Raw genomic sequence first — 20841 nt, 5'->3', positions numbered from 1 at the left:
GAGCGCTGCGCTCGTCATAATGTCAAGGTTTCCGGCGTAGCTCGGTAGGTACATCGCTGCACCCTCGACCTCGAGGAAGACGGTCACGCGCGTGTACTCGGCCGCGCGCGCGTTCTCGGGGACGAGCCCGTCGAGGGTGTCACCCTCGTCGCTGAACTGCACGTCTTGTTTCAGCCTGTAGCCGGGTACGTACCCTGCGACACGAGCCACCTGGGCAACGACGGCCTCGGCGATGCGAACGCGCTCAGCCGCCGAAAGCCTGGCGACGATGGTCTGCACGGTGTCGCGCATGATCATCGGGGGCTCGGCCGGGTTCATCACGATGATGGCTTTGCCGCGGGCAGCCCCGCCGACGACCTCGAGGCCGCGTGAGGTGGTCTCTGTGAACTCGTCAATGTTCGCGCGGGTGCCGGGGCCGGCTGACTTCGAGGAGATCGACGCGACGATCTCGGCGTACTTCACCGGGGTGACCTGGGAGATCGCGGCGACGATCGGGATCGTCGCCTGTCCGCCGCAGGTCACCATGTTCACGTTGTTCTCGGCGAGGTGCTCGTCGAGGTTCACCGCCGGCACGACGTACGGCCCGATCGCCGCGGGGGTGAGGTCGATGAGCTGCTTGTTGAAGGGGGCGAGCTTTGCCGCGTTCCCGCGGTGTGCGCCCGCGCTCGTCGCGTCGAAGACGACGTCGATGTCTGCGAAGCCTTCAAGCGCGATGAGGCCGTCGATGCCCTCGTGTGTGGTGGGGATGCCGAGGCGAGCCGCACGTGCGAGCCCGTCGGAGGCAGGGTCGATGCCCACCATTGCGCCCATCTCAAGCGTCTCGCTCAGGCGCATCACCTTGAACATGAGGTCGGTCCCGATGTTGCCCGGCCCGATAATGGCTACCCGTGTTTTCGTCATGCCGCTCCTTCTTCCGCGGTTACCTGCACCGAGCCGAGCCCGGTGATGTGTGCTTCGTAGCTGTGGCCTGCTTCGAACGGGATCATCGGCCCGAGGGCACCCGAGAGCACGACCTCGCCGGCGCGCAGGGGCCGGCCGAGCCTCGCCGCGGTCTCCGCGACCCAGACGAGGGCCGTGATCGGGTCGCCGAGGCACGCCTCGCCCGTCCCCGAAGAGACCGTCTCGCCGTCGCGAGTGAGCGTCATGCTCACCTCGGCCGGCGTGATGGCCGCGAGCGGCCGCCGCGTCTCACCGAGCGCATAGAGCGCGCTCGACGCGTTGTCGGCGATCGTGTCGACGATCGAGATCTGCCAGTCGCGCACCCGTGAGTCGACGATCTCGAAGGCCGCGACGACGGACTCGACCGCCGCCATCACGCTCTCGCGGTCAACGGCATAGACGTCGCGCGCCATGACGAACGCGAGCTCAGCCTCAATGCGCGGCGCGATGAGCGCGGAGGTGTCAACCGCGCGGTTCCCGCTCACGTCCATGGACTCAAGGAGTACGCCGAAGTCGGGTTGGTCGACGCCGAGCTGCTGCTGCACCGCGGGGTTCGTGAGCCCGACCTTGCGTCCGACCCGCACCGCGCCTGCCGCCTCAAAGCGGCCCATAAGCAGCTCCTGCACCGCGTAGGCGGCGTCAACGTTGCCCGCGCCGAGCTGCCCGATCACGGGATCGATCGCGCGCGCTGCGAGGTGCGCCTCGTACAACGCATCAGCGACGCTCCGCGCCGTGCTCGTGTCTGCTGTGGTGCTCACACCATCACCATCCCTCCGTCGACCATGAGTAACTGGCCGGTCATGTAGTTTGAATCGTCTGCCGCGAGAAAGATCGCGGTTGCTATGAGGTCTTCGGGCACTGAGACCCGGCCGAGGGGGATCTGCGCCGCGTAGTCGTCGAGCGTTCGGTCCCGCAGGGTGAGCGCGTCCGAGCGCCAGATCGGGGTATCGACAATGCCAGGGCCGATGCCGTTTACGGTGATACCGTGCGGCGCGAGCCCCTTCGCCGTCGACTGCGTCAGCGACAGCAGTGCTGCCTTGCTCGCGGCGTACGCGGTGAAGTCGCCCGTTGGCTTGCGCGAGGAGGTGCTGCAGATGTTCACGATCTTTCCCGCGCCCCGCGTCGCCTCACCCTGGTCGATGAAGCGGCGGGCAGCAGCCTGCGTGCACAAGAGTGGCCCGAGAGAGTTCACCCGGATCGTGAGATCCCAGCTCGCCTCGTCGACCTCGAGAAACCCCTGCCGCTGCAGCACACCTGCCGCGTTCACGAGCGCGTCGACGCCTCCGAGCTCTTCGTCAGCGAACTCGAAGAGCGCTGACACGGAGGCTGCATCTGCGACGTCTACGGCGTGCGCGATGGCGCGGCCTCCGGAGTCGACGATCGCGGCGGCTACTGCGCTCGCGGCGGACTCGTCGAGGTCGGCGACGAGCACTTCCGCCCCGGCCGCCGCGTAGCCGCGAGCGATGGCCGCGCCAATTCCGCTGCCGCCGCCGGTGATCACCGCGCGCCTGGCCTGCAGGCGTGTGAACTCGGTCATGCTGCTCTCCTTGCTGTCCATGCCATGTACTGTGCGAAGGCGGCCCGCGACCAATTGCGTGGCAACACGCGGTACCCCGCGTACACGAATTTCCACACGCCTCCGGGCACCACGAGCGCTCGCCCACGGCTGAAACCGAGCAGCGCTGCGCGCGCCACCTGCTCGGGCGTGCACCACATGGCGCGGTGGATCCCCGTCGCCCCGATCCCGGCCCGGCTGTGGAAGCCGCTGCGGACGAAGCCGGGGGTGACAACCGTGCTCGTCACCCCCGTGCCGCGAGTGAGTTGGTTGAGCCCCTCCCCGAATGCCTGCGCCCACGCCTTCGACGCGGAGTAGGTGATCGCGCCTGTCCCAGGGAGGAAGCCAGCAATCGAGCCGACCGTGATGAGGCCGCCCCGTCCGCGCGCGAGCATTCCCGGCAGCGCTGCGTGGGCGAGGGAGGTGAGGGCGTCGATGCTCAGCGCGTGCACGAGATCGCTCGCGGCTGCGGGGTTTCCAAGGTACCCGCCGGGCGGGAGGCCGACCCCCGCGGAGTGCACAAGCACGTCGACGGGGTCGACAGTGTCACTCAGCCGAGCGCAGACTGTGTCCACGGCCGCACGCTCAGCGAGGTCGGCGGAGATGACTTCGTGTGCTGCCCCCGGGAGCGCCGCGCTGAGCTCAGCGAGCGCCGCGGCGTCGCGCGCAACGAGGGTGAGGGAGTAGCCGGCTGCGGCGAGCTGCGCAGCGAGGGCGCGGCCGATACCGGAGGAAGCCCCGGTCACGAGCGCCCTCACTGGAGCACCTCAGCGGTAAGCGCCGCGAGTGTGCTCGCGCGCAGCGCTCGCAGCCGGGTTACCTGGTCGATGCCTTGCGTGCGACTCGGTGCTTCAACCGTGATGCGCGCGGACGCTGGCATCGCGGCCACGTATGCTGCGAGCGGCAGCTCCCCCGATCCTGGATCGAGTCTGTCGAAGCGAGCCTCGTGCATCAGCGGGTGCAGGCCCGACGGAGCGGGGCCACGAGGCGCTGCTGCGGGGGCATCGCTGAGCTGGAGCAGCGCGAGCTGTCCTTGCGGCAGCGCGGTGAGGTCAGCGGGGTGCGTACCGCCTCGGCTCGCGTGCAAGGTGTCAACGACGAGGCCGGCAGCGAGGCTGCTGGCGGGCATATTGGCGATCGCCGAAGCCTCTGAAAGGGTCGCGATTGCACGGTACGGCATCGGCTCGATGAGCGTGCGCAGCCCGTACACGGCAGCGAGAGCCGCGAGCTCCGCGAAGGTGCCGGCGCAGCGCGCACCGTCGGTGTCGTCAGCGAAGCAGTACAGCAGCTCAGCCCCGAGTGCCGCACCCTGTTCGAGTTGCGGCACAAGCGTTGCAGTGTTGCCGCTCAGCTCGGGGGTGAGCGCCACCGCTTCGATGGCGTGCACGCCGATACCGAGCGCCCGGGCCGCTGCTGCAGTCGCCGCGGTGTCCGCGGGCTCGGCGGCCCACGCCGGGACTCCGCCCGCGATGTGGATCGTGCGCAAGCTCACGCTTGCGAATTCAGCGGCCGCCGCCGCACGCAAGAACTCGACGGGTGACAGTTCGAGGGCGGTGAGGTGGTCGACTCCGAGCGGTCTACTCTCCACGCGGCTCACCATCCTTCATTCGAATCCAGGTCTTTGTTGTTGCGGTAGCAGCCGCGGTAAGGGCGGCCTCCGCGTCTTCGAGCACGTATGGCTCTCCGAGCACAACACCAGGCCGTGCATCACCGCGCGCCACTGCGCGGATGACTTCGCCGTAGTCGCTCGGGTGGTCGTAGATCATCGAACCGGTCACGGTGAGGCCGCGCCGCACGAGTGTCTTCGTGTCGATGGAAATCGCATCGTTGCCGACACCGACGACGATGAGCGCTCCCCCGGCGTCGAGCTGCTCGATCACGGAGGTGGCCGCCGGGCCGCTACCCGTGGTCTCGAAGATCAGGTCGAAGCGCTCGTCGTCCATGGCCTGCCGCGCTCCCTGATCGAGGGCCGCGGCTATCCGCTCCGCTGACAGGTCGAACACTGCGGGAACCACGCCGCGACGCAACAGCACGTCTGCGAGGATACGCCCGATGCTCCCGGCTCCAAGGATTGCGATCCGTGGCCGCAACGCGATGTCGCCCGCTCGCCGGATCGCGGCCATCGCGACCGCGAGTGGCTCGATGCAGCTCGCGTCGCGGTCTGACACCGAGTCCGGGAGCTGCCAGGCGAAGTCAGCCGGCACCGCCACCCGCTCGGCGAGGAAGCCATGTTCAGTGACGACGGGGCTTCGGCGCTGCGTGCAGAGCGATGGGAGCGCTGCCTGGCAAGGCCGGCAGCTACCGCAGGGGTAGTTGGGTTCGACAGCGACCCGTTCGCCGATGCGGCCTGGATCGACGTCACTGCCGACCGCGAGGATCGTGCCCCACGGCTCGTGTCCAAGCACCAGGCCCCCGGCCACAATGTCTCGCTCGCCGCGGAAGTAGGCAAGGTCGGTGCCGCAAATGCCGGTGGCCGCGACCGCAACGATGACGTCCCCTGGCCCGCACTCGGGTTCCGGCCAGGTGTTCATGACCGACACCCTTCCGGGTTCGGTGAGCACAGCTGCCCGCATCACGCCGTGATCCCGCCGTCAACGGTGATGATCTGTCCGGTCATGTACGCGGCGTCCGGGCTCGCAAGGAACACCGCAGCCCCCGTGAGATCCTCCGCCACGGAGATCCGACCCAGCGGAATCTCAGCGGCGTAGCGCGCGAAGCGCTCACGGTGCTCCTGCTCGGTGCCGTGGATCCCCCGCCACAGCGGCGTCTCAACGATGCCGGGAGCGATGCCGGTGACCGTGATGCCGTCGCCAGCGAGTGCCCGCGCGCCGCCGTGGATGAGCGAGGATGTGCTCGCTTTGCTCGCCGCGTACGCGACCCAGTCGGCGTTGTTTCGTATCCCCGAGATCGATGTGACATTCACGATGCGACCCGAAATGCCATCCGCGATCATCATTTTCGCCGCTTCCTGCATGCCGATGAGTACGCCAAAGCCGTTGACACGCTGATGCCGCATCCACTGCTCCTCGGTTGTGTCGAACACACCGGAGGACACTGAAATTCCGGCGTTGTTCACCATTACCTCGACTCGGCCGAACCGGTCGCGCGCCTGGGCGAGACCGGTCCGAACCGCGTCACGATCGGTCACATCCATCGTCACAGCGAGGGCCTGGCCACCGGCAGCGATGATCTCGTCGCAAACGGTCTGCGCCGCCTCGCGATCGATATCAGCGACAGTTACCAGCGCGCCCTCGCTGCCGTAACGGCGAGCGATCGCGGCACCGATGCCGGCACCTGCCCCGGTCACCACGGTAGATATGGATGTGAGTCGCATCGCTTAACCCAGTGTGATTTCGAACTTATCGAGCGCCTTGACGGTCTTCGCAGCGGTCTCCTTGAGCACCTCGTACCACTCGGCCTCGGCCTCGGCGGTGAGCAGCGGCATGAAGTTGGCCTGAGTGAAGGTCTGGAAGTTCTCGCCCTCCGCTGCGGCGAGCGCCGCGTCGCGAAGCACCTTCACAACAGCCTCGTCGGTGCCTGCTGGCAGCGCGACGCCCCACACTGTCAGTGTCATCGAGTCGGTGTCGATCTTCGCGTCCTCGAGCGTCGGGGTGCCCTCGAGGTAGTCGAGCGGCTCGCCGTCGGGAGTGTATACGGCAAGCGCCTGCAGGTCACCGCTCTTGATGAACGGCATCACGACCGAGGCGTCAAGCATTGCAACGGTGGTCTGCCCGCCAACGAGTGCCTGTACCGCGGGGCTCGCGCCGTCAAACGGAACAGCAGTCGCGGCGACACCGAGCTGGTCGAAGAGCTGAGCGGTGTTGATGTGTGTCGGTGTGCCGACTCCGGTGACCGCGTATGTTGCGCTCTTCTCGGATCCGAGCGCGGCAACGTCAGCGATCCCGCTGTCCTTGCCGGTCACGAGCACGTAGGGCTGGGTGATTGTTCCTGCGACGGGCACGAAGCTCTCGAACGTAAACGGCACGCCCTCGCGCAGCTCGGACTGCACGAACGAGTCGCCCGTCGTGTACGTGAAGGTGTAGCCGTCGGCCTTTGCCGTGGCGACCTCACTGAGGCCCGTGATACCGGAAGCGCCAGGGCGGTTCTCAACGATCACGGTCTTGCCGAGTTCAGCCTCAATGTCCTGTGCAAGCGCACGCGCAGAGATGTCGGTCGGACCGCCGGCAGCATACGGCACGATCATGGTGACGCTCTTGGTCGGGTAGTCGGCCGAGGCACCGCCTCCGGCAGACGGGGTGCCGGCGTTGCCGGAGCACGCGGCCAGGCCGAGCAGGGCTACGGCGGTCATTGCGATAGCCGCTGCGGGGCGGCGGAAGCTCGAAAACTTCATCGTTCTCCTTGGGTGGTGTGTTGATCAGGGTTGGACACGGCACCGGGTTCGGCGTCGGTTTCTTCGGTCGCGGGGTCAGACGCCGTCTGTTCGCCGTTTCCGAGGTCTATGGTGTGGTCTTCGTTTTCGAGACCCACGGCCGGGATGACGCCGGTGGGATCGGGCATGCCCTTCCCTTGGCGCACGGCCTTCGTCGCCTTGTAGTACTTCCGCTCAACCTTGCTCTTGCGTCGCGCGAGCACCTGGAAGATCACGAGCGCGGCGAGGGCGAGTACGAAGATGAGCGAAACGGGGCGTTCGAGGAAGATCATGGGGCTGCCGTCAGACATGAGCAGCGACTGCCGGAACGAGGTCTCGAGCAGCGGGCCAAGGATGAGCGCGAGCGCGAGCGGTCCCGGGTCGTAGCCGGTCTTGCGCATGATGTAGCCGACGACACCGAATGCGAGCATCACCCACATGTCAAAGATCGAGTTCGAGACCGAGTAGACACCGATCATCGTGATGAGCACGATGACGGTCGCGAGGATGCCGATGCGAACGCGCACGAGGTTCACGAACATTCCGACCATCGGCAGGCTGAGGATCAGCAGCATGAGGTTGCCGAGGATCATCGACGCCAGCACGCCCCAGAAAATTGCCGGGTGCTCGGTGACGAGCGTCGGCCCCGGGGTGATCCCTTGGATGAGGAGGGCACCGTAGAGCAGCGCAAGCACCACGTTCGACGGGATGCCGAGCGAGAGCAGCGGGAGGAAGGAAGAGGTCGATCCCGCGTTATTCGCGGTCTCGGGGCCGGCCACACCTGCGATCGCGCCGTGCCCGAATTCCTCGGGATTCTTCGCGACCTTCTTCTCCACCGCGTATGAGGCGAGCGAAGACACCACGCCGCCCCCGCCGGGGAGTAGGCCGAGGAAGAAGCCGAGCACCGAGCCGCGAGCGATCGCACCCGATGAATCCTTCATGTCTTGCTTGGTCGGCATGACCCGGCCGATCTTTCCCTGCACGCGCGCGGTCTTCACCTCGTGCTCAAGGTCATAGAGCACGTCGCCGAGCCCGAACAGGCCCATCGAAACCGCAACGAAGTCGATACCGCGCAGCAGCTCGGTCGAACCGAAGGTGAAGCGGGAGACGCCGGAGATCGCGTCGATCCCGACCGTTGCGATGAGCAAGCCAACACCAGCGATGATGAGGTTCTTTGAGGGTTTCGCTTGTCCGAGCACCGAGACCATGATGAGACCGGTGATTGCGAGCATCGCGTACTCGGGGGGCCCGAGCTTCACCGCGAACTTTGCGATGACAGGCGAGAGGAAGAGCAAGCCAATGATGGCGACGGTGCCGCCGATAAATGAGCCGATGGCTGAGATGCCGAGGGCGGGGCCTGCACGCCCCTTGAGCGCCATTTGGTGGCCGTCGTAGACGGTCACCACGCTCGCTGCTTCTCCGGGAAGTTTGAGCAGCACAGAGGTGATCGTTCCGCCGTAGTAGGCACCGTAGTAGATGCCCGCGAGCATCACGATGGCGGCCTCGGTGGGTAGCACGTACGTGAGCGGAAGCATCAGCGCGATAGTGGGGGCCGGCCCGAGACCGGGGAGCACACCCACGATCATTCCGAGGAGCACGCCCACGAAGACAAAGAGGATGTTTATCGGTTGCAGCGCAACCGCGAATCCTTCAAGAACGCCGTTCATATCCATTGTCAGAACCTCCCACCGGTAACGAACGAGAGCACTGGATCATGTGGCACAGGAACGCGAAGCAGCACGGAGAAAATCACCACGAATGCGACGGTGAACAACGGTGCCACGATCAGCGTGAAGCGCCAGCTCTCTTTCGCGAAGAACCGAAGCCATACGAGCGAGAAGATGATCGAGGCGAGCGTAAATCCGAGGTGGGTGAAGAGCACAACGAACACGGCGATCCAGGCGAAGCCCAAAACAGATACGATCGAACGCTTGGTCAATGACTCGTAGTCGGAGTCGTCACGCTCAGTCACCAGCACGAACACCGCCACAAGCGTCAGTCCGACAGATACGAGCGCTGGCCACATTCCTGGGCCGGGAGCCTTTGCGGTGCCGAGCGGGAGCTGCATCGACATCACCAGGCAGACGACACCGAGTAATGCGACGGCAAGACTATTCAGCCTGAACTTTGACAGCAGTGGTTGCCGTTCGTCTGGCATTTTCACCTCTTCGTTTGAAATCACTACGTTGTGTGTTTCAGATACTACGGAGAGTTGAATGTATTCGTCAAATCAAAATGCATTTTAATATCAGCTATGCTTTTGGGCATGGCACGACAGGGTGATGCGAAGACGATGTCCTCGCATGTGTATCAGCTCATCAGCACCGACATCATGAATGGCCACTGGAAGCCGGGAACACGGTTGCGACCAGCGGAACTCTCAGAGGTCTATGGCGCGAGCACCACTGTGGTGCGCGAGGTACTCGTTCGGCTGGCGGCTGAACGTATCACCGTCAGCCAGCCAGCGAAGGGCTTTTCGGTCCCCGCGCTCACGGTCGATGAGATCAAAGATCTCACCCTTGTGCGTACCCATAACGACTCACTGGCGCTGCGCCTTGCGATCGAGCGCGGCGATATTGGGTGGGAGACCGAGATCGTCACCAAGCACCACATCCTCGCGCGAACCGCGCGGCGATCCGAGGACGATCCGCTGCACATTCGCAACGAGTGGTCAGCGGCTCACAGTGACTTTCATGCGGCGCTCGTTGCAGGCTCAGGAGTCGCAATGCTCATTGATCTCTCCCGCACCCTATTCGATTCAACCGAACTCTACAGACGCTGGTCGGCACCCACCCCTGCTGCCCTCAAACGCGATGTCCCGCACGAGCACGAACTCATTATGGACGCCGCCCTCGACCGCAACGCAGACCTCGCTGTCGAACTGCTCTCGGCACACTACAATCAGTCGCTCGAAGTGATGCTCGCCGCGGGTTTCGTCGACACGGTCTCAGACAACTAGGCGAACGCTTCGCCCCAACACGAAAGGGTTTCGATGGAGATTCCCCTTGCTGAACTCACCACGCGGGTCACCGCAAAGCTCACCGATCTTGGCGCGCCCGCTGAGGAGGTCGCGGTTGCCGCAGAGATGTGCATCGATGCCGAACTTCGCGCCCATCGCTCGCACGGCGTGCGACTCATCCGCAACATCGAGCGCGAATACCGACTCGGCGACACCCGGCGTCGCCCGCTGAGTATCGAACACGAGACACCCACCTCTGCGGTTGTCGACGGCGGCTATCACCTATCGCCATTCGTGCACCGCGAGGCCGTTGATCTCCTGACACGCAAAGCGCAACAGTCAGGAATCGCTGTCGTATCCGTTCGGCACGCTGGAGTAAGCGGAGCTCTCGGATACCTCGTCGAACGCGTGGCTCGATCGGGGATGTGCGCGATTGCGCTGAACAGCACACCGTTGGTCGTCGTGGCTCCCGGCTCGACCGATCCAGCGATCGGCACGAACCCGGTCGGTATTGCCGTGCCACGTGAGTCTGGGGACCCGCTCGTGCTCGACATGGCGACCTCCGCAATCGCGTTCAACGAAGTCATGCGGCTGCGCACGACCGGCGGCACCCTCCCCGATGGCGTAGCCCTGGACGAGCATGGCACCCCCACAACGAACCCGCACGACGCAGTTCGCCCAGACGGCCGCGGCCGCGTGCTCCCGTTCGGCGGGCACCGCGGCTACGGCCTCGCACTCATGATCGAACTGCTCGTCTCTGGGTTTGGCACTGGCCGGACAGCGGCTGCCAAACGCGGCCCCGAAGTACACGAACCTGATGATTTCGGGGCCGTCTACATCGCCTTCGACCCGGCGCTCCTCGGCGCTGGGAGCGCTGGGCCAGCTGCAGTTGAGACCCTGCTCGCCGAAATCGTCGGCGGCGGCGGACGCCTTCCCGGGGAGCACAGCCGCGAGATACGTGCTGCGCGACTGAGCAGCGGGGTCGTCCCTCTCGATGACAACGCCTGCGCGGTGCTCGGCCTGTAATCCGCGGTGCTCGGCGTGTAATCCGCGGTGCTCGGTCTGTAGCCCGCGGTGCTCAAGCTGATGCGCGGCATCTCGCTCGCGCGTTAGGCGCCGAGCTCGGGATCCCCCGCGTAGCGACCAGTTTCCTCGTCGATCGCAGCCTGCACCGCGCCTCCCACGATCTTGGCCGCGCGCGCGATACCAAGCTCCTGCAGCGTGAGGATCGCGTCGGCGGTCGCGAGCCGGGCCGCGGCCGCGGCCACCGTCACCGCTTCAGCGTAGGCAGCGCGGTCGTGCTCGGCGACGATGACGGGCTCCGCCCCCATCTCGACGACGAGCGCCTGGCCGATCGGCTGCACCACGCTGGGCGCGGTCACAGCAACGGTCGCCCCGGTCAGGCGGGCGAGATCGAGGCTGGTGCCCGTGAACACCATGCTCGGGTGGAGCGCGATCGGGATCACTCCGGGAGCCTCCGCAAAGACGGCGGTGCCGTGCTCGGGGGCGGTGTGGATCACGAGCTGACCCGGCTGCCAGGCGCCGAGCTTCGCGAGCCCCGAGACGAGCCCGGGAATCTCGTTTCCGGGGATCGCGAGCAGCACGAGCTCGGAACGACGCACGATCTCTTGCACCTCGAGCACTGGCACGCCGGGGAGCATCGTCTCGGCGCGCTCGCGGCTCTCCTCGCTGACTGCGCTGACACCGGTGATCGCATGGCCGGCGCCCGCGAGCGCCCGCCCGAGCACGGGGCCGACGCGGCCGGCCCCAATGATCCCGATCCCGAGTCGGCTAGCCTGCGGGGCGCTCATGAGCTTCGCCCCGCTTCGCGGTCGGGTGGCTGTCGGATTCCATACGCTGCACCCGCAGCACGGTGTCAGTGAGCTCAGCGAACACCCGCTGCGCGTCTGAGAGCGCGAGCCCGCGCACCGACATCCGCACCGGGCCGAGCACCGTGTGTGCCTGCAGCGAGGCGAGCCCCAGCAGGTGATGCCAGAAGGGCCGGCTGAGCTGCACGGACTGCGCCCGCACGACCGGCATGATCGACAGCGAGCGGGTGAGGGCACCGCGGCGAATCCGGAGCGTCGCGTTCGCGAGGTCAACGGCTGGCGCAGCTGGCGAGGTTTCTGCGGTCGCCGCGGTCTCCGAGACAGACTCAGCATGCGGCACCAGCGCTGCCGGAACGTCGACTCGCACTCCAGCTCGCCGTCGCCCAAAGAGCAGCAGCCAGGCAGCCCGCGGGCCCGCCCCGATGTAGCCGTCGCCGCTGCCCGTGAGGCCCTCGGTGATACCAGCGGCGGCACCGGGCACTAGCGTTTCAATCACGCGCACCACGTCGGTGTGCCGCCCGACGGGGAGCACGGTGTTCTGGGTGACGCTCTGCCCGGCCTCAGAGACCGAGTGCCCAGCCACCGTGATGCGCAGCCGCCACCAGCCGAAGGGGCGCCAGAACAGCGGCTGCCGCGCCTCGATCGCATGGATTCGACCGAACGGGATCGAGTCGGTCATGGTCGACGTGAGGCCAGCGCCGATGCGCACGGAGTCCCGGCCGCGCGACAGCGTGAAGTTGAAGCCCTTGTTGAACTGCGAGATCATCATGCCGATGCTGATGATGAGGATCGGCAGGACAGTGAGCAGCGAGACTCCCGCCGAGGCGAGAAACCCTGTGCTGCCCGTGAGCACGCCGATCGCGGAGCTGACGACGCCCCAGAATATGGCGATGAGCAGCAGCGCGAGCGTGATCACGGCCTCCCAGCTCAGCAGGATCGAGCCGAGCAGCCGCCCGATGGGCACGCGCACGAGTGATTGCTCGGCGAGCGCGGTCGGGTCGACATCGAAATCGGCGAACTCCTGCGCGCGCTGCGTGAGCGCGTCGACCGGTTCGGCGTAGGCGGTGCCGTCGAACGATGCGGGGGTAATCACCGCGGCGTCAGCGGCGGCTACGGCCGCGGACACGTCCTCGCCGTTGCGGCGGGCCGAAGCGAGCACCAGGATGCGCTCACGCACTGCCTTCGCGTCGCGATGCCCCAGGTATGCGAGCTCGACCTTGCCGCCCTGGCCTCCCGTGAGCACCTCGATCTTCGTGAGCCCGAGGATGCGAGCGAGCAGGGGGCGCTGCAGGTTGACACTCTGTACGCGGTCAAGCGGCGCGCGGCGGTGCTGTCGGAACAGTACGCCTGAACGCGACTCGACAGCATCGGCCGTCACGCGGTAGGTGTGGAAGCGCCACGCCACCCAGGACACCCCGACAACCAGCACGATGATCGCGACTATCGCGCCGACGGCGATGAGAAGAGTTTGCCCGTTCGACAGCATCTGGAACAGTTCGGTGACGTCATCGCTGTCGAGCGACTCGTCCTCGGGCGTCGAGAAGAACATCCGCACGATGATGTCGCGGAAGTTCGCGATGACAATACCGACGAACACCACGAGCACGAGACCGCCGCGCAGCAGCGGTGAGACGGGGTGGAGCCGCCGCCAGCCCTCGGAGTCGGCGGTGCCAGGCATCTGGTCTGCGCCGGCGGGCTCGGGCGAGTGGCTGGATCCCTGCGCTACCGCCTCCGGGTGCTCCGGGGGCATACTGGCTTGCTGCGGCGGCGTACTGGCTTGTTCCGGCAGCTCTGGGTCGCCGGGAATTCCGTGGGTCATAGCCCCGACCGCCGAGATTCTGCGAGCTCGACGAGGCGGTCGCGGAGCGCCTCAGCGTCGCCCTGCGTGAGGCCGGGCAGTTGCACGCCGGTGGCTGCAGAAGCGGTGACAAATTTGAGGGTCGAGAGGCCGAGTGCCCGCAGCAGCGGCCCGCGCGTGATATCGACGAGCTGCAGTCGGCCGTAGGGCACAGCGACAATGCGTTCGAACATGATGCCGCGGCGGAACAGAAGGTCGTCCTCGCGCAGAATGTAGCCGATCGCTTTGACCCGACGGAAGGCAAAGAGCGAGTTGATGAGGAAGAACGCGACGAGCCCCCAGAGCCCGAGGGTGAGCCACAGTGGTACTTCGCGGTTGTTCGTGAGCGACACGATGATGACCACGACAAGTGGTAAGAACGACGTCACGACGTTGATGATGAGGTCGGAAACCGCGTACTTCGGTGAGACTCGCTGCCACTGGGGCTGGAGTTCGGGGAGCGTCTGTTGGGTCACGTTTCTAGTGTAGCCAGGCCGGGATCGGCCTCGCCGTCATCTTCGCCGCCCGGGGGCACCCGGCACAGGTGCTCGGTGATGATCGCGCAGACGAGGAGCGCGATCGCGGCGAGCCCCGTCACGAGCATCGGGAGCCAAGTGGGCACGGGGGCCGGCACACTGCGGCCGAGCAGCGACAGCAGCAGGCCGCCGCCGAAGCCTGCGAACGTGGCACCAACGATCTGCCCCGCCCTCGCCGTCGCGAGCAGTCGAACCGCGTGAAACGGGTTGACGGCACCGATGCCCTTCGCCACGTGTGTGCGCAGCCGCAGCCCAAGCACAATGAGCAGGATCGCGAGTGCGACGAGCGTCACGGCCATCGAGTACGGCAGGACGAGCGAGGGACGGCCGCGTGAGGAGAGCCAGGCCTGAATGAACAGCGCGACCGCGGCAGCAACCGCGGCTGTCCCGAGGAGGTGCAGCGGATTCAAGCGCTGCAGCTTGGGCTGGCCGCTCACCGCGAGCTCCCTGGCGATGCTGCGGGGCCGTTCGGGCCGGACGCTCCCGCCCCGCTGGGGCTGGACGCTCCCGTTTCGCTCGCGGGCGGCTCGCTTGCGGGCGGCTCGCCTGCGGGCTGTTCGCCTGCGGGCGGCTCGTCGGCAAACGGCGTGGTCGTGTCGCCGATCCGCTCGAGCAGCTCCGACACCCTGCCGTGACCCATGAGCACCGCGTTCGCATCGAGCGCGAGCCACGGGGCGAGCACGAAGTCGCGCTCGTGCGCGCGCGGGTGCGGCACACTCAAACGCTCGTCGGAGATCACGCGACCGCCGAAGAGAATGAGGTCAATGTCGAGGGTGCGATCCCCCCAGCGCTCGCCGCGCACGCGACCGTGTTCGCGTTCGATGCGCTGCATGACATCGAGCAACGCGTGTGGCGAGAGGGTGGTGTCGGCCGTGGCGACACCGTTCACGTAGCGCGGCGCGTGGGGGTCGGGCCCCGCAAGCGTCAGCGCGACCGTCTCGTGCAGGGGTGAGGCTACGAAGTTCGTGATGCCCGCGGTCTCCGCGAGTTCGGCCTGGGCCGCCCGAATCGTCTCGCCGCGCCCTCCCTGGTTCGAGCCGAAGGCGAGGAGCACGGGGACGACCTGCGCGATCATGGCGCGGTCCGTTCGCGTTCAACGGTCACCGCGACGTCGGCGAAGGGGTGCGCGATGGGCGCGTCTGGCTTGTGGACGCTGACCCGCGCCCGGGAAACGCCGGAGAATCCGAGCGCGAGTTGCGCGACGCGATCGGCGACAGTCTCGATGAGGTCAACGGGGTCGGCGGCAACGGCCGCGACGATCGCGTCGGCGAGCTCGCCGTAGTGCACGGTGTTCGCAAGCTCGTCGCCCGCCGCGGCCGCCCGCAGGTCCACGGACACCTCGGCGTCGATGAGAAAGCGTTGGCCCTGCTCGCGTTCGAAGTCGAAGACGCCGTGGTGCGCGAACACCTCAAGCCCGGTGAGGGTGATCTTGTCTTCGCGCGGGGGCCCCGCCCAGGCGGCAGCGACCGCGTTCGCTGCCGCGGTTCCCGCGACGTCGTGCACGCGCACGCCCCAGATGCCAGCGCGCGCAGCGAGCGCGCTCACCACGGCCGTCGCGCCGTCCCGGTCGGTGGGCGTGGTTGCGGTACCCGGCACAGTCGCCAGGACCTCGCCGAGCATCCGCTTGCGCGAGGCCCCGATGAGCACCGGATAGCCGAGCGCCTGCAGTTCGTCGATGCGGCGGAGGATCTCCCAGCACTGCTCGCCGGTCTTGTCGAAGCCGAGCCCGGGGTCGAGCACAATGTGGCGAGCGTCAACGCCCGCCGCGGTCGCTGCGGCAGCCCGCTCGGCGAGCGCATCGCGAACCTCGACCACGACGTCGCGGTACTGCGAGCGGAGGTGCTCGGGATCGGGGATGCCCCGCCAGTGGCCGAGGATCAGAGCAACTCCGTGCTCGGAGGAGGCACGCGCGGCCACCGCGAGCATCTCGGGGTCGTGTAGCCCGCCCGAGACATCGTTGATGATGCGCGCTCCGGCAACGACGGCGGCGGCTGCCGTATCCGCGTGGATCGTGTCGATCGACACCGTGAGGCCGGCCGCGGCGAGCTGCTCGATCACGGGGATCACGCGGGCGTGCTCGTCGACGCGAGAAACGGGCTCGGCCCCCGGCCGAGTGGACTCGCCGCCGACATCGATGACGTGTGCTCCGGCCGCGGCGAGCTCGCGCCCGCGCGCAACCGCGCTTGCGGGGTCCGCGTACTTGCCGCCGTCGCTAAACGAGTCGGGCGTCGCGTTCAAGACACCGAGAATCACGGGCGCGCTGCCCGCGAATGCGGCGAGGGCGCTCACAGCGACTTCCTGTCGCCGCCTGGCGCAATGAGGGCAATGACCTCGGCGCGAGCGGCGGGCTCCGAGAGGCTCCCCCGCGAGGCGATCGTGACGGCCTCGGCGGTCGTTTCCCGCACGCCGCGGTCGGCGACGCAGCCGTGCGTCGCTTCGAGCACGACGAGCACCCCGCGCGGGGCCAGTCCGTCTTCAAGTGCCTGCGCGATCTGCTCCCCCAGGCGCTCCTGGACCTGCGGCCGCTCGGCGAGCGCCGCGACCACGCGAGGCAGCGCACTCAACCCGACGACGTGGTCTTGCGGCTGGTAGGCGACGTGCGCCAGGCCCCGAAACGGCAGCAGGTGGTGTTCACAGATGGAGCGCAGCGAGATATCTCGCATGAGCACGAGCTCGCCCGTCTCACCGTCGACGGGGATCGCGTCGCTCAGAAATTGCTGCGGATCAACGCCCACCCCCGCAAAAAACTCGGCGTAGGAGTCGGCGACCCTGCCGGGCGTCTCGCGCAGCTCGGCGCTTTCGGGGTCGACCCCGATCGCGCCGAGCAGTTCGCGCACCGCCCGGGCGACCCGGTCCCGATCCACTCCAGCGTTCACCGCGGCTACTCCGTCGGGGTTCCCGGCTGCGGATCTACGGGATCCTGCGCCGAGCTTTCACCCTGTGCGACCTTCTCGGCCGTCGGGCCGTCGGTCCGCACTGCCGCGGGCACCTCAATCGGCGGGCGCTGCGAGACGGGCCTACCGTCGTGCGACAGCCACGTCGGCCGCGGTGCCAGCTTCTTCACATCGCGGAAGATCTCAGCAAGCTGATTGTGATCGAGGGTCTCCTTTTCGAGGAGCTCCTTCGCGAGGAAGTCGAGCACGTCACGGTTCTCGACGAGCAGCTCGTAGGCCTCGTTGTGTGCCTGCTCCACGAGTGCGCGCACTTCGGAGTCGATCTGCACGGCAAGGCCCTCGGAGTAGTCGCGTGACTGGCCGAACTCGCCCATGAATGCGCCGGGCTGAGCCTGGCCGAGCTTCACGGGACCAACCGCTGCGCTCATGCCGTACTCAGTGACCATCTTGCGGGCCGTCGAAGTCGCCTTCTCGATGTCGCTACCAGCGCCCGTGGTCGGGTCGTGGAACACAAGTTCCTCTGCGACGCGGCCACCGAGGGCGTAGGCGAGCTGGTCGAGCAGCTCGTTGCGGCTCACCGAGTACTTGTCTTCGAGCGGAATCACCATCGTGTAGCCGAGCGCGCGACCGCGGGGCAGGATCGTGACCTTCGTCACCGGGTCGGTGTGGTTCAGCGACGCTGCGACGAGTGCGTGGCCGCCCTCGTGGTAGGCGGTGATGAGCTTTTCCTGATCCTTCATCACGCGGGTACGGCGCTGCGGGCCGGCGATCACACGGTCGATTGCCTCGTCGAGGGCGCGGTTGTCGATGAGCTGCGCGTTCGACCGCGCGGTGAGCAGCGCTGCCTCGTTGAGCACGTTCGCGAGATCTGCGCCGGAGAACCCGGGGGTCTTGCGCGCGACGACCTCAAGGTCGACGTTCTGCGAGAGCGGCTTGCCCTTCGCGTGCACCTGCAGAATCATCAGGCGGCCGCGCATATCGGGTGCGTCGACGCCGATCTGGCGGTCGAAGCGGCCCGGACGCAGCAGCGCGGGGTCGAGCATGTCGGCGCGGTTCGTCGCGGCGATCATGATGACGTTTGCCTTCGGGTCGAAGCCGTCCATCTCGACGAGCAGCTGGTTGAGCGTCTGTTCGCGCTCGTCGTGGCCGCCGCCCATGCCCTGGCCGCGGCGCTGACCGACCGCGTCGATCTCGTCGATGAAGATAATCGCCGGAGCGTTCGCCTTGGCCTCCTTGAAGAGGTCTCGCACGCGGCTCGCGCCGACGCCCACGAACATCTCGACGAAGTCCGAACCGGAGATCGAGTAGAACGGTACGCCTGCCTCGCCCGCAACCGCGCGCGCCAGCAGAGTCTTGCCCGTGCCGGGAGGGCCGTACAGCAGCACGCCCTTCGGAATGCGCGCGCCGACCGCCTGGAAGCGCGACGCATCCTGCAGGAAGTCCTTGATCTCTTCGAGCTCTTCGACAGCCTCGTCGGCACCCGCGACGTCGGCAAAGGTCACGACAGGGGTTTCCTTCGTGACGAGCTTCGCCTTCGATTTGCCGAACTGCATGACGCCGCGACCGCCGCCCTGCATCGACGACATCATCCACCACAGCAGCACGCCGATGAGGAGCAGCGGCAGCAGGAAGCCGAGCAGCGACCAGAAGGGGTTCGGCTTCGGCACGACGTCGTTGAAGCCGTCCTTGGGCTTCGCCTCGTCGATCGCCTTGACAACCTCGCCGCCACGCTGGTTGACGTAGTAGAAGAAGACGTTGTCGCTGCCGGCCTTCTTGTCTGCCTTCGTGAGTTCGAGGTTGACCCGCTGGTCACCGTCGATGATCTCCGCCTGCTTCACCTTGCCCTCGGCGATGAGCTCGAGGCCGCGCTCGGTGCTCACTTCTCGGGTGTTCGCTCCCGACAGGAACGACCAGCCCAGCAGCACGAAAACGATGGCAATGGCGATGTAGACGAAGGGGCCACGCAGCAGGCGCCGACCCTTCGTCGGAGTCTCAGGCGATTTGTCAGCCAAGTCTGGGCCTTTCGATCGGCAGAATACAGCGAGTTAAGCGTATCCGAGACGTCTGACACTTCTCGTGCCCCGAATCGGTTGTCCGCTCAGGGCGGAGTGATGCCGTGGTTAGTCGCCCGCGTAGACGTGCGGCGCGAGGATCGCGACGTCACGGAGGTTGCGGTAGTCCTCGGCGTAGTCGAGGCCGTAGCCGACCACAAACTCGACGGGGATATCGAAGCCAACGTATGCGACGTCAACCTCCACCTTCAGTGCATCGGGCTTGCGCAGCATCGTGCAGATCCGCACCGACTTCGCGCCGCGGCTCTCAAGGTTTTCCTTCAGCCACGAGAGGGTGAGGCCCGAGTCGATGATGTCTTCCACGATCAGCACGTCACGGCCGGTGATGTCTGCGTCGAGATCCTTGAGAATCTTCACGACGCCGCTCGACTTCGTGCCCGCCCCGTACGAGGACACCGCCATCCAGTCCATCTGTGCGTGGAAGTTCAGCTCGCGCGCGAGGTCGGCCATCACCATGACCGCGCCCTTGAGTACGCCTACGAGCAGCGGCGGCTCGTCGGGGTAGTCGCGTTCGATTTCGCGGGCCATCTCTGCGAGCCGATGCTTCAGCTCTTCCTCTGTGTGCAGCACTACCGTCAGGTCGTCGCCAAGGTGTTTCGCGTCCATCCGTCCATCGTAGTGCGCTGTGGATGGGTGGAGGGTCAGCTTTCGGCCCACGGTGAGGCTGAAGTGCGCGGAGATCCCGTTTGGCGTTCGATCCGCAGCGCGTCGCGAGACCGGGTAGCCCGGAGCCCCGAGACGAAGGCTGGCCCCTGCCCCCGCCAGTGTGTGACGAGCCGCGCGATGGCGAGCGTCTGCTCGCGGCTGAGGCTCACCCCGAATTCGATTCGGGCGACGCGGTGGATCGCTCGCTGCCTGACAGCTGCCGGCAGCGCTGCGAGCATGTCAATGCCTGCCTTCCCGAGCAGATAGGCGGCTGGGAGATCCTCCGCGCCTTCCGGGAGGTCCGCGGCGTCGAGCTCGGTCGGCCGCGGGGCCAACTCCGCGAGATCCACGACCACCTGTTCGGCCCAGTCGTCGAGCGCAGCCGCATCCTCAGCTGCGAGATCGGCGCTGCGGGCCAGCCCGCGCTGCACGCCGGGCCCCAGCTCCTCGCGCAGCAGCGGCAGCACAGTGTCGCGAACGCGCACTCGCGCGTAGGTGTGGTCGCTGTTGTGGGGATCCTGCCAGGGCACGAGCCCGAGCTCGACGCACGCTGCGGCCGTCACCGCGCGCGTGATCTCCGGATCGGCCGCAAGCAGCGGCCGCAGCAGCTCGCACCCCTGCGCCAGCTCGCGTGCCGCCGGAATACCGGCGATGCTCCGCGTGCCCGAGCCTCGCGCCAGGGCAAGCAGCACCTGTTCGGCCTGGTCGTCCCGCGTGTGTCCAGTGAGGATCGCTGTGGCTCCGGCAGCCAGCGCGCCCGCTTCGAACGCGCGGTACCGTGCCGCACGCGCGGCTGCCTCCGGCCCCGCGCCCGCGCTCACTGCGACGCGTCGCACGTCCACCGGATCGAGGCCGAGGGCACGAGCCTGCTCGGCTGCACGGCCGGCAACCTCCTCGGAGCCGGGCTGCAACCCGTGATCCACAATCAGCGCTCCCGCCCGCCACCCGGCACCCGGGGCCTCTGCAGCGAGCGCCGCCGCGAGCGCGAGCGAGTCCGCTCCACCGGAGAGCGCGACGAGCGCGAGCGGAGCTCCCGCCGACTCCCCCAGCTGCGGAACGAGCACAGCGCGAACAGCGCGGCGGATCTGCATAAACTCGGGATGGTCCACGCTTCTACGCTACCGTGGGCGTGCATCGGGTAGCCTTAGCCTCGGCAATATTTCGCAACCAGGCCGACACCGATCGACCGCAAGCACTAAGGAGCGC

General features: G+C 67.1%; 22 protein-coding genes. 2 read left to right on the top strand and 20 right to left on the bottom strand.

Annotated elements, in window-relative coordinates:
* From ACI1US_RS06075 to ACI1US_RS06030, 10 genes are all read right to left on the bottom strand, one after another.
* Positions 1-900, bottom strand: a 900-nt coding sequence (locus tag ACI1US_RS06075; RefSeq protein ID WP_461639006.1) for an acetaldehyde dehydrogenase (acetylating), incomplete at its 3' end; no start/stop codon positions are given.
* On the bottom strand, positions 897-1697 hold the full coding sequence (locus ACI1US_RS06070) for a 2-keto-4-pentenoate hydratase (protein ID WP_461639004.1): 801 nt from the start codon (positions 1695-1697) through the stop codon (positions 897-899). The genes ACI1US_RS06070 and ACI1US_RS06075, both read right to left, overlap by 4 nt.
* Positions 1694-2476, bottom strand: a complete 783-nt coding sequence (locus ACI1US_RS06065; RefSeq protein WP_461639002.1) for an SDR family NAD(P)-dependent oxidoreductase — start codon at positions 2474-2476, stop codon at positions 1694-1696. Before ACI1US_RS06065 ends, ACI1US_RS06070 begins: the two co-directional genes overlap by 4 nt.
* Positions 2473-3252: an SDR family NAD(P)-dependent oxidoreductase gene (locus tag ACI1US_RS06060; protein WP_461639000.1), complete on the bottom strand. Its 780-nt coding sequence runs from the start codon at positions 3250-3252 to the stop codon at positions 2473-2475. The genes ACI1US_RS06065 and ACI1US_RS06060 overlap by 4 nt, the downstream gene beginning before the upstream one ends.
* Positions 3249-4082, bottom strand: a complete 834-nt coding sequence (locus tag ACI1US_RS06055) for a TIM barrel protein (protein ID WP_461638998.1) — start codon at positions 4080-4082, stop codon at positions 3249-3251. The genes ACI1US_RS06060 and ACI1US_RS06055 overlap by 4 nt, the downstream gene beginning before the upstream one ends.
* The gene (locus ACI1US_RS06050) at positions 4072-5025 is read right to left on the bottom strand and encodes a zinc-dependent alcohol dehydrogenase (RefSeq protein WP_461638996.1); all 954 of its coding nucleotides are present in this window, start codon (positions 5023-5025) and stop codon (positions 4072-4074) included. The genes ACI1US_RS06055 and ACI1US_RS06050 overlap by 11 nt, the downstream gene beginning before the upstream one ends.
* A gap of 41 nt (positions 5026-5066) precedes the next feature.
* Positions 5067-5828 (bottom strand): SDR family NAD(P)-dependent oxidoreductase, encoded by a 762-nt coding sequence (locus ACI1US_RS06045; protein WP_461638994.1) that lies wholly within the window; start codon positions 5826-5828, stop codon positions 5067-5069.
* 3 nt (positions 5829-5831) lie between these two features.
* Entirely contained in the window at positions 5832-6845 is a 1014-nt protein-coding gene (locus ACI1US_RS06040) for a tripartite tricarboxylate transporter substrate binding protein (protein WP_461638992.1), read from the bottom strand.
* Positions 6842-8536: a tripartite tricarboxylate transporter permease gene (locus ACI1US_RS06035; RefSeq protein WP_461638990.1), complete on the bottom strand. Its 1695-nt coding sequence runs from the start codon at positions 8534-8536 to the stop codon at positions 6842-6844. Before ACI1US_RS06035 ends, ACI1US_RS06040 begins: the two co-directional genes overlap by 4 nt.
* A 2-nt stretch (positions 8537-8538) precedes the next feature.
* Entirely contained in the window at positions 8539-9021 is a 483-nt protein-coding gene (locus ACI1US_RS06030) for a tripartite tricarboxylate transporter TctB family protein (RefSeq protein ID WP_461638988.1), read from the bottom strand.
* A gap of 108 nt (positions 9022-9129) precedes the next feature.
* Here ACI1US_RS06030 and ACI1US_RS06025 point away from each other — a divergent pair, with 108 nt between their 5' ends.
* Positions 9130-9822: a GntR family transcriptional regulator gene (locus tag ACI1US_RS06025; protein WP_461638986.1), complete on the top strand. Its 693-nt coding sequence runs from the start codon at positions 9130-9132 to the stop codon at positions 9820-9822.
* Between the two features lie 33 nt (positions 9823-9855).
* Complete coding sequence (locus tag ACI1US_RS06020; RefSeq protein WP_461638984.1) at positions 9856-10848, top strand: Ldh family oxidoreductase; 993 nt, start codon at positions 9856-9858, stop codon at positions 10846-10848.
* A gap of 83 nt (positions 10849-10931) precedes the next feature.
* Here ACI1US_RS06020 and ACI1US_RS06015 read toward each other — a convergent pair whose 3' ends face one another.
* The 10 genes from ACI1US_RS06015 to tilS form a co-directional block, all read right to left on the bottom strand.
* Positions 10932-11633, bottom strand: a complete 702-nt coding sequence (locus tag ACI1US_RS06015) for an NAD(P)-binding domain-containing protein (RefSeq protein ID WP_461638982.1) — start codon at positions 11631-11633, stop codon at positions 10932-10934.
* Positions 11614-13470, bottom strand: a complete 1857-nt coding sequence (locus ACI1US_RS06010; RefSeq protein WP_461638980.1) for a PH domain-containing protein — start codon at positions 13468-13470, stop codon at positions 11614-11616. Before ACI1US_RS06010 ends, ACI1US_RS06015 begins: the two co-directional genes overlap by 20 nt.
* Entirely contained in the window at positions 13467-13964 is a 498-nt protein-coding gene (locus tag ACI1US_RS06005) for a PH domain-containing protein (RefSeq protein WP_461638978.1), read from the bottom strand. Before ACI1US_RS06005 ends, ACI1US_RS06010 begins: the two co-directional genes overlap by 4 nt.
* A complete protein-coding gene (locus ACI1US_RS06000) occupies positions 13961-14461 on the bottom strand; it encodes a DUF3180 family protein (RefSeq protein WP_461638976.1) in 501 nt (166 codons plus the stop codon). Before ACI1US_RS06000 ends, ACI1US_RS06005 begins: the two co-directional genes overlap by 4 nt.
* Positions 14458-15099, bottom strand: coding sequence for a 2-amino-4-hydroxy-6-hydroxymethyldihydropteridine diphosphokinase (gene folK / locus ACI1US_RS05995; protein WP_461638975.1), 642 nt, complete (start codon positions 15097-15099; stop codon positions 14458-14460). The genes ACI1US_RS06000 and folK overlap by 4 nt, the downstream gene beginning before the upstream one ends.
* Positions 15096-16313, bottom strand: coding sequence for a dihydropteroate synthase (gene folP, locus ACI1US_RS05990; protein ID WP_461638973.1), 1218 nt, complete (start codon positions 16311-16313; stop codon positions 15096-15098). Before folP ends, folK begins: the two co-directional genes overlap by 4 nt.
* Complete coding sequence (gene folE, locus ACI1US_RS05985; RefSeq protein ID WP_461638971.1) at positions 16310-16900, bottom strand: GTP cyclohydrolase I FolE; 591 nt, start codon at positions 16898-16900, stop codon at positions 16310-16312. The genes folP and folE overlap by 4 nt, the downstream gene beginning before the upstream one ends.
* A gap of 5 nt (positions 16901-16905) precedes the next feature.
* Positions 16906-18930 carry an ATP-dependent zinc metalloprotease FtsH gene (gene ftsH, locus ACI1US_RS05980; RefSeq protein WP_416549849.1) on the bottom strand — a complete coding sequence of 675 codons (2025 nt, stop codon included), beginning with the start codon at positions 18928-18930 and terminating at the stop codon, positions 16906-16908.
* Between the two features lie 108 nt (positions 18931-19038).
* The gene (gene hpt / locus ACI1US_RS05975) at positions 19039-19596 is read right to left on the bottom strand and encodes a hypoxanthine phosphoribosyltransferase (protein WP_416549850.1); all 558 of its coding nucleotides are present in this window, start codon (positions 19594-19596) and stop codon (positions 19039-19041) included.
* A 35-nt stretch (positions 19597-19631) separates the two neighbouring features.
* A complete protein-coding gene (gene tilS / locus ACI1US_RS05970; RefSeq protein WP_461639010.1) occupies positions 19632-20726 on the bottom strand; it encodes a tRNA lysidine(34) synthetase TilS in 1095 nt (364 codons plus the stop codon).
* Between the last annotated feature and the right edge of the window lie 115 nt (positions 20727-20841).

This window comes from Leucobacter sp. BZR 635, from assembly GCF_048061935.2.
In the GTDB taxonomy this organism is placed as follows: Bacteria; Actinomycetota; Actinomycetes; order Actinomycetales; family Microbacteriaceae; genus Leucobacter.
Note: the sequence above shows the minus strand (reverse complement) of the source record. Positions and strands in the feature narration are given on the sequence as shown.